At 52.6% G+C, this 12752-nt stretch carries 12 protein-coding genes; 6 read left to right on the top strand and 6 right to left on the bottom strand.

Annotation, left to right across the window (positions count from 1 at the left end; genetic code table 11):
- Nucleotides 1-232 precede the first annotated feature (232 nt).
- From lpxC to recN, 3 genes are all read left to right on the top strand, one after another.
- Nucleotides 233-1195 carry a UDP-3-O-acyl-N-acetylglucosamine deacetylase gene (lpxC, locus tag PsAD26_RS24125; protein WP_057465827.1) on the top strand — a complete coding sequence of 321 codons (963 nt, stop codon included), beginning with the start codon at nt 233-235 and terminating at the stop codon, nt 1193-1195.
- A 153-nt stretch (nt 1196-1348) separates the two neighbouring features.
- Nucleotides 1349-2215 (top strand): outer membrane protein assembly factor BamD, encoded by an 867-nt coding sequence (locus PsAD26_RS24120; protein WP_057465730.1) that lies wholly within the window; start codon nt 1349-1351, stop codon nt 2213-2215.
- Nucleotides 2216-2248: 33 nt separating this feature from the next.
- Nucleotides 2249-3922: a DNA repair protein RecN gene (recN, locus tag PsAD26_RS24115; RefSeq protein ID WP_063312437.1), complete on the top strand. Its 1674-nt coding sequence runs from the start codon at nt 2249-2251 to the stop codon at nt 3920-3922.
- A gap of 48 nt (nt 3923-3970) precedes the next feature.
- Here recN and PsAD26_RS24110 read toward each other — a convergent pair whose 3' ends face one another.
- Nucleotides 3971-4483, bottom strand: coding sequence for an HPP family protein (locus PsAD26_RS24110; RefSeq protein ID WP_063312436.1), 513 nt, complete (start codon nt 4481-4483; stop codon nt 3971-3973).
- A gap of 109 nt (nt 4484-4592) precedes the next feature.
- Here PsAD26_RS24110 and PsAD26_RS24105 point away from each other — a divergent pair, with 109 nt between their 5' ends.
- On the top strand, nt 4593-5174 hold the full coding sequence (locus PsAD26_RS24105; RefSeq protein ID WP_063312435.1) for a TetR/AcrR family transcriptional regulator: 582 nt from the start codon (nt 4593-4595) through the stop codon (nt 5172-5174).
- A gap of 31 nt (nt 5175-5205) precedes the next feature.
- Here the strand turns inward: PsAD26_RS24105 and PsAD26_RS24100 are convergent, their stop codons facing one another.
- From PsAD26_RS24100 to PsAD26_RS24090, 3 genes are all read right to left on the bottom strand, one after another.
- Nucleotides 5206-5967, bottom strand: a complete 762-nt coding sequence (locus PsAD26_RS24100) for an ABC transporter permease (protein WP_063312434.1) — start codon at nt 5965-5967, stop codon at nt 5206-5208.
- On the bottom strand, nt 5964-6647 hold the full coding sequence (locus tag PsAD26_RS24095) for an ATP-binding cassette domain-containing protein (RefSeq protein WP_063312433.1): 684 nt from the start codon (nt 6645-6647) through the stop codon (nt 5964-5966). Before PsAD26_RS24095 ends, PsAD26_RS24100 begins: the two co-directional genes overlap by 4 nt.
- A gap of 170 nt (nt 6648-6817) precedes the next feature.
- Nucleotides 6818-7267, bottom strand: coding sequence for a hypothetical protein (locus PsAD26_RS24090; RefSeq protein WP_063312432.1), 450 nt, complete (start codon nt 7265-7267; stop codon nt 6818-6820).
- Nucleotides 7268-7602: 335 nt separating this feature from the next.
- Here PsAD26_RS24090 and PsAD26_RS24085 point away from each other — a divergent pair, with 335 nt between their 5' ends.
- Entirely contained in the window at nt 7603-8862 is a 1260-nt protein-coding gene (locus PsAD26_RS24085) for a glycosyltransferase family 87 protein (protein ID WP_063312431.1), read from the top strand.
- Nucleotides 8863-9055: 193 nt separating this feature from the next.
- Nucleotides 9056-11248: an NAD-dependent DNA ligase LigA gene (ligA, locus tag PsAD26_RS24080; protein WP_193758359.1), complete on the top strand. Its 2193-nt coding sequence runs from the start codon at nt 9056-9058 to the stop codon at nt 11246-11248.
- Between the two features lie 58 nt (nt 11249-11306).
- Here the strand turns inward: ligA and PsAD26_RS24075 are convergent, their stop codons facing one another.
- Nucleotides 11307-11918: a hypothetical protein gene (locus tag PsAD26_RS24075; RefSeq protein WP_063312429.1), complete on the bottom strand. Its 612-nt coding sequence runs from the start codon at nt 11916-11918 to the stop codon at nt 11307-11309.
- Nucleotides 11919-12134: 216 nt separating this feature from the next.
- Nucleotides 12135-12632: a DUF4142 domain-containing protein gene (locus PsAD26_RS24070; protein ID WP_208985834.1), complete on the bottom strand. Its 498-nt coding sequence runs from the start codon at nt 12630-12632 to the stop codon at nt 12135-12137.
- Nucleotides 12633-12752 lie beyond the last annotated feature (120 nt).

The raw sequence follows: 12752 nt of genomic DNA, 5'->3' as shown, positions 1-12752 counted from the left end.
GCGCCTCTCGAGCAGCAATCCGGATTTTTCCGGGTTGCTGCTTTGCGTTTTTAAGTGAAACTGTCGGTAAATGTACCTAAAATTTTCAGGACGTTACAAACCGTAATAAAGCTTTATTTTATTTGGTAAGCTCCAAGAGCTATGTTCCAGCCAACCCGCAGAGGGTATTCGAAAGTAGTGGCTCGTGAGGTTCAGTATGTACCTGGAGCGGAATGATAAAGGCTGGAACAATATGGGAATGCGTGTCGAAAAACAGACAACGCTTGCAGACAGTGTAACCTTGAATGGTATTGGGGTTCACTCCGGCGGTCCAGCTTCCATTACTCTTCACCCTGCAGACGCTAATTCCGGCATTGTTTTCCATCGTAGCACCAAGGGCGGCTACGTGCAGACGGAAGCAAACTGGAAGGAAGTCACTGCAACATCTTTGTGCACCGTACTTGGTGATCCTCATGACAGCGGCATCTCTACCGTTGAGCACCTGATGGCTGCTCTGCGCGGTATGGGCGTTGACAATGTGACCGCTTACATTGACGGACCTGAGATGCCAATCATGGATGGTAGCTCCGAAGCATTCGTTGAAGCTATCGACCGTGTTGGCCTGAAAACGCTTGGCACAAAGCGTCGTTTTATCCGCATCAAAGAAAAAGTTCGTTACGTTTCCGGTGATCAATGGTGTGAACTCAACCCGTTTGACGGCACCCGTTTTGACATCACCATCGATTTCGATCACGAGAAAATTGGTTGTCAGCAGCTCAAGTTTGACCTGACACCTGATTACTTCCGTGACGAGATTTCCCGTGCCCGTACCTTTGGTAGCGTGCAGGATGTTGAGAAGCTCTGGAAGCTTGGCTTTGCCATGGGCTCTTCCCTAGAGAACTCCGTCGCTCTTGACGGTGATCGCGTTCTGAACCCTGAAGGAACCCGTTGGGCAAACGAATTCGTACGTCATAAAAGCCTTGATGCGATCGGTGATCTTGCTCTTGCTGGTCTGCCTATTTTGGGCGAGTACCGCTCTTACAAAGGCGGTCACCGTATGAATCACTGCATCCTTGTGGAGCTTTTCAAGAACCCGGATGCTTTTGAAATTGTCGAAGCTGATGTTGCTCTGGTAGATCGTCACGCACGCGAAAAAGGTCATGCCGAGTTGATTGGCGGACTGCAGGCTGCAGCATTTGGCCCTAACGTCTCCTGAGGCTAAAATAGTTATTCAACGGTTTTTGCCTCTATTCCGACATAAATTCGAGGCAAATGCTGTGGTACTACGTGACGTTATCCAAACATTGAGATAGAAGCGTGAACTGGGAGGGATTTTACCCGAATCCCAACACGATAGGAGTCGGAAACATTGCTGCGTTCAGATGCTGCCGGGACTGCTTTGGGGGCTAATCGCCTCAAAAGAGCGATTAGATATACCTCTTTGGCGATGGCACTCGTTATTGCGGGCTGTGCAACCAAGGATGATGTTGATGATCTTGCGCTGGATGAAACTCCTGCGGAAGTAATGTTCAATGAGGCTTTGGCTCTTCGTGCATCTGGCGACGTTCAAGCGTCTGCGAAAAAGTTCTACGAGCTTGACCGCATCTATCCTTACTCCGAATTCGCGCGTAAATCGCTGATCAACATTGCTTACCTGAACTTCAAAATGGGTAAGTATCCTGAAGCGATTTCTGCTGCTGAGCGCTTTACCTCGCTTTATCCTGGTAACGATGATTCCGCCTACGCGCTCTTCATTATTGGTGAGTCCTACTTCCGTCAGATCCCAGATGTGGGTCGTGACCAGGCTGTGACTGCCAAAGCATTGGATGCAATGCGTGAAGTTGTTCAGCGTTACCCAGATTCTGAATACACCAAGCAGGCTCGTCAGCGTATCCGCGCGACGGAAGATCAGCTGGCTGGTAAGGAAATGGAAGTTGGCCGCTACTATCTGGCACGCCGTAACTACCTTGCCTCTATCAACCGCTTCAAGACTGTGGTGAGCAATTATCAGACCACCCGTCACGTTGAAGAAGCGCTCTATCGTCTGACCGAAAGCTATTATGCACTTGGTGTGACGAACGAAGCACAGACAGCTGCAGCGGTGCTGGGACACAACTTCCCGCAGAGCCAGTGGTACAAAGATGCGTTTTCTCTTTTGAAAAAGGGCGGTCTGGAGCCACATGAGAACAAAGGCAGCTGGCTTAGCAGGGCATTTGGGGATATGAAACTCCTTTAAGCCTTTCAAGGAATCGGAGTTTCCTAGACTACCATGCTGGCATCGCTTTCTATTCGGGATATCGTTCTCATTGATAAGCTGGATTTGCATTTCAGCGACGGCATGAGTGTTCTGACGGGTGAAACCGGTGCAGGTAAGTCTATTCTTCTCGACAGTTTAAGCCTCGCCCTTGGTGGGCGAGGAGACGCCGGACTGGTTCGGCATGGTCAGGACCGCGGTCAGGTGAGCGCGGTTTTCGACGTTCCAATGGCGCATCCTCTGCGCACCCTTCTTCAGGAAAATGAACTAGAGCACGACAGCGACATCATCTTGCGCCGTGTTCAGGCATCGGATGGTCGTACCCGTGCGTTTGTGAATGACTCGCCCGTGAGTGCTGGTTTGCTGCGGCAGATCGGAGAGTTGCTGGTTGAGGTTCATGGACAGCATGACGACCGCGCCCTGATTGATCCTGAGAGCCATCGTCAGCTGCTGGACAGCTTTGGCGGGCTGGAAGGTGATGCTGCGAAGGTGGGGCAGAGCGCGAAAGCGGTTCGCACTGCCGAGAAGGCCCTGAAAGATCATGTTACCCGCATTGAAGAAGCCCGCCGTGAGGCGGATTATCTGCGCTCCAGTGCTGATGAATTGAGCGCGCTTGATCCTCGTGATGGGGAAGAGAACGAGCTTGCTCTGCGGCGTCAGGATATGATGCAGGTGGAGAAGATTGCAGGCGATCTGCGCGAGGGTTATGAGGCACTTGACGGACCAGCCTCTCCAATTCCTGAGCTTTCCAGTTTGTTGCGCCGTCTTGAGCGCAAAGTTGATCTGGCGCCGAACTATCTGACAAGTGTTGTTGAAGCCATCGGCGGGTCTTTGGACCAGCTGGAGGAGGCGCGCGGTGGTTTGGAGCAGGCGCTGCGTGATACGGATTTTGACCCGCAAGAGCTGGAGCAGACGGAAGAACGTCTGTTCGCATTGCGGGCTGCGGCTCGCAAGTATTCTGTACAGCCGGATGACCTTGCTAAGCTGCGGGCCCAGATGGAAGGTGATCTTTCTGATCTGGATGCAGGTGAAGAGAAATTGCAGGCGCTGGAAAGCGCTGTGGAGGCCGCCAAGCAAACTTATGACAAGTTGGCGATTGCGCTCTCAAAGAAGCGCCAGAAGGCTGCTAAGGGACTTGAGGCTGCTGTTCATGCTGAGCTTCCAGCCCTGAAGCTGGAACGGGCGCGGTTTATCATCAATATTGAGAGTGATGTTGAGCAACGCGGACCGTCTGGTATCGACACTGTCGAGTTTTGGGCGCAGACCAACCCGGGGACCCGTCCGGGGCCGATGTTCAAAGTTGCTTCTGGTGGTGAACTCTCCCGCTTTCTATTAGCGTTGAAGGTGTCGCTGGCAGACAAAGGGTCTTCTCCGACACTGGTGTTTGATGAGATTGATACCGGTGTGGGTGGTGCAGTGGCTGAGGCGATTGGCGTGCGTCTTGCCCGCCTTGCGAACAGTGTTCAGGTGCTGACGGTAACGCACGCACCGCAAGTGGCAGCGCGTGCCAATGGTCACTTCCTGATCCGCAAGGATGAGGTGGAGAAAGACCGTGTTGCGACCCGTGTCACTGAGATCGCGGAGAGCGACCGCCACGAAGAGATTGCCCGGATGCTCGCTGGTTCCACTATCACCGAAGAGGCCCGTGCCGCAGCCAAGCGTCTTATGGGCCAAGAAGAGCTGATTTAACGCGCTCTTCCTCTTTCCCGACATGTGTTCCCCTTTAAATTTGCCTTCTTACCACCAGTAGGCGGGATAGGCTGAGCGTTTGCTGAGTTTTAGGAAAACCCACGCCACGATCACCAGTAATACAGCGCCCGTTAGTGTTGGAAACAGCAGGAAATCCCAGCCTGGCTGAGCCAGAAAGATGATGACCGGGTTTGAGCCTGCTGGCGGATGAACGGTGCGCGTTGCCATCATCAACGCAATTGCCAGCCCTGCTGCCAAAGCAAGTGCCCACCAAGTGGGACCGAACAATGTCAGGAGCAGCAGTCCGACAAACGAGCTCAGACCATGGCCTGCGATTATGTTTCTTGGCTGTGAGAAGGGCGCTTCTGGAAATCCAAAAATGAGGACACAGGATGCGCCAAAAGAGCCGAGCAGCAAGGCGGCTTCGAGGCTACCATCCATCAATGCCAGAATTGCGATGGCAACAATCCCGCCAAGCCCTCCAATGAGAATGTGACTGAGTGGATGTTTTGCAGGCAAAGGGCTGCCAGAGGATCTGAAGATATTCTCGAACTGTGCCATTGGGATATCCGTGCATTTATGTCGTTTTAAGGAGACCGATTGGTCTACTTGTGTTAGTAGACAATTCGGTATACCTCTGTCAATCAGATTTGAATATGGAGTATCTGGTATGACCGCGAAGCGTCAGAATTTGGTGCTCGGTGCCTTTGAATTGTTTTATGAGAAGGGCGTGCATGCTGTGGGCATCAACGAGGTCCTTGCGGCCTCGGGCGTCGCCAAGAAAACGCTCTACAACCACTTTGCCAGCAAGGATGAGTTGGTATTGGCTGTGCTGGACTATCGAAATGATGCCTACTTGAAGTGGTTGGGCGAGCGTCTGGAGCGCGTCGACACCGGTGCTGGCAAAATCGATGAATTATTTGATGCTCTTGATGACTGGTTCAATGACCGAGAAGAGGCGCTGCATGCTTTTCGTGGGTGCTTCTTTATCAATGTGAGCGGTGAGTATGGGCAGCCGGAGAGTGCGATCTATCAGAAATGCGTGGAGCACAAAAAGGCCGTCGAGGAGCTGATTCTCGCTGCTGTTGCGCTTCTGGGTTTGTCTGAGGATGACAGTGTGGAATTGACAGATGCGCTCAGTGTTTTGAAGGATGGAGCAATCACCAGGGCACGTGTGCAAGCGGATCTTGGTGCGGCTCAGCGGGCAAAGAAGATCGCCCGTCGTTTGCTTGCTGGTTTTCTGGGGGCTTGAAGCTTAGCTGGATGTGCTCTTCTGGTGTTGATCAGCACTCGTACTCCGCTTCCATATAGATGGTGAAGCGGAGGGCTAGAATGATGGCGAGGGTTTGGGTGGCGGAGATGCCGAGCATGATGGCGATCTGGTACTGAACGGCCTCGATCGGGTTGAAGCCACCGAGGATCTGACCTGTCATCATTCCAGGCAGCGAGACCAGTCCCAGTGTTGCCATGCTGGCGATAACGGGAGAGGCTGCGGCGCGCAGGGAGGCCTTGACGAGTGTCCTTCTGGCTTCGAGCTTGGTAGCGCCCATGGTGGTGAGCAGCTCGATGTGTTCCTTGTCTTCCGGTGTTCTCAGATTAAAGCGGCGCAGGGCAATGACCAGTGAACCCAGAGCATTGCCGAGCAACATGCCTGCAATGGGGATCGTTATCTGTGCCGAATACCACGGCACAGGGCGGCTGAGGATGAGGATGAACATCAGCAGCACGGGCAGGATGGCAATCAGGACTGCTGCGGTGAGTGGTGCTGCTGATTTGAGACGGGGCATCTGAGCGCGGCCAGCCGATGTGATCGCGGCGATTGTCGCCATGGCAACCAGCCAGAGCAGGTTGAGGGCCAGATTGTCCAGATCGAAGACGGTTTGCAGATAAAACCCGATGACCAGCAGCTGAATGCTCATACGGGCGATGGAAATTGCCAGATCCCGGGAGAGGTCCTTCAGACCCATGGTCCAGAGTAGGGACAGCGGGATGATCGCTATGAGATAAAAGAGAGCCAGATCACTCCACGCGACATTTGAGGTCAATGCACATGCTCCTGTGGGCCTGACTGTGCAGGTTCGGGCAGTTCAATTACCTGATCAATCTTGCTTTGAAGATGGGCGTCGTGGGTGACAGCCAGCAGTGTCCCAGCGTTTTCCATCAGCAGGTCGCCACAGGCGAGGGCATGTGCTTTGTCGAGGGCAGCTGTGGGTTCGTCTGCAATCCATAACGGGCGCTGGAGGAGAAGTGCACGGGCGAGTGCGAGGCGTTGACGTTCCCCGCCAGAAAGGCTGCTTGTTGCCTGATCGAGTGCTGCGTTGGGCAGACCTGTTGCTGTGAGAGCCTCCAGCATCTGAACATCTGATGGCCTGCGTTTGTGGTTGGCTTGCAGCTCAAACGGGGCCAGCAGGGCATCGCGAATGTGATCTGCCAAAGGGCTGACGCGTTGAGGGAGCCAGTTGAGCTGTTTGTGAAGCTGTGTGCGTCCACCTGCTGTGTATGAGATGTCGTTGAAGAGCATCTCTCCTGCATCTGGTTTATCCAGCCCTGCGAGAATGCGAAGGAGAACTGTTTTACCACGACCGGAAGGGGCGCTGAGGCACAGTTTGTCGCCTTCATAAAGCTTGAAAGAATAGGCGTAAAAGAGCTGGCGCCCTTGCTTGGTGACTGAGATGTTTCGAGCCTCAATGAGAGGCACACGCGTCGCGTCCTGAGGGGCAGTCATTGGAACTCCTGATTGCAGGAGGGAGAGTTCCCTAGTTACCGCTGAAAATCAAGGAGGGAGTGGTGGGCAGAGCGTTTTGGGAGTGGACCTTATTTGGATGAGCCAAGGTCATGTGCTTATTGAATGTGAGGGGCATGGTCTGAGCCGATGCCCCTTACAAAATCGCCCAATTAAGAAGTTGGGGTTTTAGCTTTGTTCATCAGCTTAATCTCAGCAGGGGTCAGCTTACGGGAGCCTTTGCCGCGCTTAAGATTGAAAGTAACCGGGTTTGGATAGTGATCCAGAGTTGCGCCAGTCGCTGCATCAACGCCTACGCCGATGATGCCGCCGATGAGAACGTTGCCAGCCATGCCAGCTGCACCCTTGCCGCTCACGCGGGTCTGAACATCGATAACCTGAGACTGGTAGCCCGGTGCAGATGCAGTCAGAGTGAATTCTTTTTTACGCGGTACGTTGATCACGCAAGGTCCAACACAAGTATGCGCTGTTGTTGATGTGATCTTCGCGTTCGCTGGCTTTACATCGATCTTGATGTCTTCAGATGTGCCGCGAACAACTGTGCCGCAACCGGCCAAGAGAATGCTGGATGCTACGACGCCAGCTACAAAATAGGATTTCATTTCCCAACTACCCCAAATTTACGTTGAGGCTAATTAGGCAGATGTCACAATTCAGTCAAATTCCTTAATGAATTTTTCTGGTGATATCTTTACCGATAGGTTGCATGTTTATAATCTGTTAAATTTTTAGGAGACTCTGAAATGAGTAGAATTTCTCATCCTTTTCTCGCGAACACTTTTTCATTTCCCTAAAATAATCTTAAATTACGTAGCGTATTCAATTAATTAACTTGGTATCTTTTAAACTCTCCGGCAACCAAGAGTTCGCGTTTGCGCAAAACCCAATCTGAAAACTGAAAGCAACTTAGGGTACGCGCATAAATGGAGGCCGGTAGATGTTTATCTCGTTCGCCCGCTTACAGATCTATTTTGTCATCGCGCTGCTGCTGATTGCGGTGGTCTATCCGCTGTATCTGTTTGGATCAGTGATGGGCCTTGATGGATTCGATTTGCGCAGAGTGGGGGGCGACTTCTATCAGTTTTTGCTGGCCTCTCGCATGGCTGTGGCAGGGCAGGCGGCGCAGCTTTATGACTTTGGCTGGTTCTATGGCGAGGTACAGCGCAATGTGGCTGGTGGCTCTGGCTTTTATGCGTGGGTGCATCCGCCAAGTTTGCTGGTCTTTCTGGTTCCGTTGTCTGGATTGACTTACCTGCAGGCTTACAGCCTCTGGATGGGAATGGGAGCGTTGCTCTCGTTTGGTGTTGCTTTCAGCCGTAAAGCACCTATTCGTGCTTTCACCTTCTTCATTTTTGCCCCAGCAACTCTGGTGAACCTGTTTTACGGTCAGTTTGGGATGTTGGCTGGCGGGTTCCTTTATGGCGGGTTGCGCTTGCTGGATCGGCATCCGGCGTGGGCGGGTGTGCTGCTTGGGTGTGTTTCCATCAAACCTGAGCTGTTTATGCTGATCCCGATTATACTGATTGCCCACCGCAGTATTATCGCGCTGTGTGCCTGTGTGGCGACGGTTGCGTTTCTCGTTGATGCCTCTGCTGTGTTCTTCGGCTCCGGTCTTTGGTGGATCTATCTGGATACGGTTCCGTCCTTGCTGGCAACTGTTATGGACCAGGGTGATGGCAGTTTCCTTTATCTGATCCCGTCTGCATTTGGTGCTATGCGGGCGCTCGGGTTTTCTGCAACGGCTGGATATCTGGTGCAATTGCCCTTTACGGTTTTGGCGTTCGTGGTGGTGTTCTGGCTGTTTATGCGTGAGCGTGAACCGATTGCCCGCAATCTTGCCGTGACACTTTGTGTTTTGCTGGCAACGCCTTTCCTGTTCCTCTGGGACTATGCTGTGCTTTCTCCGGCGCTCTATCTTTATGCGACACGGACCGGTCTGTTTGATGATGATGCGGATTCCCCTTTTGTGGCGCCGCTCCTTTTGTTTGCGGTTTATCTTCTGCCAATCGTCAATATCGCGCTGGCGGCCCATGGCTTCCCGGTGGGACCAATCTTTACGGCGCTGGCACTGGCTGCGGTGCTTACGCGGCTGGTGGGTGTTGATGACATGCAAGTTAGTGTAGCGGACGATACTGAGGAGGGGGATAACTCCCTTTCTGCCGAGCGTAAAAAGGATGAAGGGTTTGGGGCTACCTGAGCCTGTGCCGCCCTTTACATAGGAACGCAGGTTTCACGTAAAAAACGCAGATCAACGCAAAATCACGCAAAGCAACGCAAACTGCGTAAACTCATGGGCCAACTTTTCTTGGGCTCAGGGTAATTCCTGTCTAAATCTTGGCTGTTCCGGGTGGTGTGTTATTCCCGGTGGCGATAAGACTAATCCCCAGTTGATGATTAAACAGGTGAGTAGACCGGTGAGCCTTGCTGATACCTCTCAAAAAGAAATTGAAGCCCTGAACGCGGCAGAAGCTGCGCTGGAGCTGGAGCGGCTGGCGGGGCTGATAGCTGAGTATGACGCAGCCTATCACACCAAAGATGCGCCGATTGTTGATGACGCGACCTATGATGCGCTGCGCCGCCGGAACGAGGCTTTGGAAGCTGCTCACCCGGACCTGGTTCGGGCAGACAGCCCGAGCAACCGGGTTGGTGGTGCTGTTGCTGACGGGTTTGGCAAGGTCACTCATGCGGTGCCGATGCTCTCATTGGACAATGCGTTTTCTGATGAGGATGTGCAGGACTTCATTGGCAAGGTGCGCCGCTTCCTGAAATACGATCCGCTGATGGGTGCCCTCGCGGTGACGGCTGAGCCGAAGATTGATGGTCTTTCCCTTTCCTTGCGCTATGAGAGCGGCAAACTGGTTTATGCGGCGACCCGTGGTGATGGTACCACGGGTGAAAATGTGACTGCTAACGCGCTGACCATTCAGGATATTCCGCAGGAGTTGCCTGCGGGTGTGCCGGATGTGGTTGAGGTGCGCGGCGAAGTTTACATGAGCCATGCGGACTTTGCGGCGCTGAATGCGCGTATGGAAGCTAATGGCGGCAAGGTGTTTGCTAACCCGCGCAATGCGGCGGCAGGATCTTTGCGCCAGCTGAACTCCGAGATCACCAAGACACGTCCGCTCAAGTTCTTCGCCTATGCCTGGGGCGATATGAGTGAAGTTCCTGCGGATACGCAGATGGGTATGGTAGAGCTGTTTGGCAAATGGGGTTTCCAGATCAACCCGCTGATGAAGCGTTGCGAGAGCGCCGAGGAACTCTTGCGCGTCTATCATGGGATTGAGGAGGATCGCTCCGGTCTTGGCTATGATATTGACGGCGTGGTTTACAAGGTGGACCGGCTGGATCTGCAGGGACGTCTTGGTTTCGTTTCGCGCTCACCGCGTTGGGCAATTGCTCATAAGTTTCCTGCAGAACGCGCGTTTACAACGCTCAATGCCATTGAAATTCAGGTAGGCCGGACAGGTGCTCTGGCGCCGGTTGCGAAACTAGAGCCTGTCACGGTTGGCGGTGTTGTGGTCTCTAATGCCTCTCTTCACAATGAAGATTACATCAAAGGCATTGGTCAGGATGGTGAACCCATTCGAGATGGCAAGGACATCCGCGTTGGTGACACGGTAATCATCCAGAGAGCCGGTGATGTTATCCCACAAATCGTGGATGTGGACTTGGGTAAACGGGCTGAAGGTGCAGCTCCGTTTGAATATCCCGAGAAATGCCCGGCCTGCGGTTCTCATGCTGTTCGGGAAGTCAACCCGAACTCCGGCAAGGTGGATGCTATTCGGCGTTGTACCGGTGGCTTGATTTGTCCTGCGCAAGCGATTGAGAAACTTAAGCATTTTGTTTCTCGCAATGCCTTCGATATTGAAGGACTGGGCGAGAAGCAGGTGGAAGCGTTTTACGAATATGACATGGATAAAGGTGGTATTCGCACACCAGCGGACATCTTCACGTTAGCGGAACGGGACAAGGGGTCTCTCAATAAACTGCGGTCTCGTGAGGGGTTCGGTGCTGTTTCTGCGCGCAAGCTGTTTGAAGCTATTGATAGCAAACGGCAAATTGAACTGAATCGTTTGATTTTCGGGCTTGGTATTCGCCATGTTGGTGAAGGAAATGCCAAGCTTCTGGCTCGGGCGTACTCTTCCTGGAGTGCCTTTTCTGATGCCATGATTGCAGCAACTGATGCAACTTCAGAAGCTTACCGTGAACTCAATGACATTGACGGAATTGGCGGTACGGTTGCCAATGCTCTGGTCGAGTTCTTTGCAGAGGAACATAACCGTGACGCGCTTACTGCGCTGATTGACCAGATCACTCCGCTTGATGTGGTTGTTGCTGATAGCTCTGACAGTCCCGTTGCTGGAAAAACGCTTGTGTTTACAGGTAGTTTGGAGCGCATGAGCCGTGATGAGGCGAAGGCACGTGCGGAAAGTCTGGGCGCGAAAGTGTCTGGTTCTGTTTCCAAGAAAACTGATCTGGTGATCGCGGGTCCAAAAGCCGGGTCCAAACTCACCAAAGCGCAAAGCCTTGGTGTTCAGGTCATTTCAGAGGATGACTGGTTCGAGCTGGTCGGCGATCAATAAGAAGAGAGCGAGGGAGCTGCTAGGCTCCTCTCGCTGCATTGGTAGACTTGCGGCGAGCCTACTTCTGCGCCAGTGTTGCTCTTAGGCGGACAGATGCTTCGGCGCGTCCGCCGATATAGAGCATCATGTTCTTGCCATCTGTTTGCACGCTCATGGGGATGGTTTTCTCGATCTGCTTTTTCAGCGGGTCGTAGTCTGCTTCAGCTTTTTCAAGTGCTGTCAGAGCTCTGTCGTATTCCTGGATCTTCTTTTTGACTGCAGGCTGGAGTTTGAGCAGCTTTTTGAGCTCTTTCGCTGTATCGCGATAGTTGGGATCAGTTTTGGGGTCTTTTTCCTGCTGCTTCAGCTGGCTTTCGAGCACTTTGAGCATTTTGTGTTTTGTTGAGATATTCTCTTCCAGTGACTTTGAGGCCTGAACAAAGCGGAAGGTTCTTGCTTTCTCTTTTTCAAGTGCGGCAATGTTCGTTCTGGCTTTCTTCATATCCGGCGCGTCTTCTACATGGTTGTCGTAGGTCAGCCGGATGGCTGCCTTGCCCTGGAAAATGAGTTTGTCGAAGCTTGCAGTGTCCGTCGCATGGATGTTCATCCGACGTCTGATTTCAGCCCAGATGCTTGTGCGGTTTTTATAGAAATCATCGTAGTTCTTATATCTGCAAATGACCTTCGGCATATCTCAAGCTCCATTCCAGTTGCGGTCAGATGTTCTCCAGAAGCAACATCCTTGGCTAAGAGAGTGGGCAGGAAATCTTAGCAAGATCTCTCGGGAGACCGCGATAATTGAGCCAAATTTGAAGATGTGATCGATGGGTTGGCTGAATTTGACAGGAAAACACCAGTGGGGCCGGAGCGCACCACTGGTGTTTTCTGAGATGTTTGAAGGAGTTGCCTAGCCGATTTGCTTGCGGATCTCTGCCAGCATGGTCAGATGAGTGTGAATGAAGGCAACCAGAATTTGGGCGGTCGCCACATCTACGTTCACGGGCTTTTTACCGGATTCTGGCTCCTGATATGTCAAAAGCTTTTCATGTCCATGGATTTCGGCTTGAATATACTGCCTGTCGAACTCTTCACCTTCGGCAGCAAGCAGTGCCTGATAGTCTTTTTCCAGGTCATCTGGACGTGGAGGAGGTTTTACGCCAGTTGATTCAATAACATAAGAAACGGCGGTTTGCTCTTCACTCTCGAGCACAGCAAACTGGCGCACCAGCGGGTTTTTGGTCTTCGTGATCGCCATCTTGCTGATGGCGAGAGAGAGCTGGCTGATTATGAGCGTCCCGTCGGTGTACACCGTTGAGACGTGGTTATCGGCAAGGGCGGAGGACACCAGAGCAGGTGCTGCCAGTAAAGAGCCGGAGATGCCAATGAGGGCGTTTCGGCGTGTCATGTGTAACTTACCAGTATTCATAGTTTTTCTTTCAGGTTGTTACAGTGTTGTTTGTCTTTCGGAAGTGAAGGTATTCCCGTTGCTAAGCTGAGTTATTCTCGTTGGCAGGTATACGCATAC

The sequence above is a fragment of the Pseudovibrio sp. Ad26 genome, from assembly GCF_001623285.1.
GTDB lineage: Bacteria > Pseudomonadota > Alphaproteobacteria > Rhizobiales > Stappiaceae > Pseudovibrio > Pseudovibrio ascidiaceicola.
Note: the sequence above shows the minus strand (reverse complement) of the source record. Positions and strands in the feature narration are given on the sequence as shown.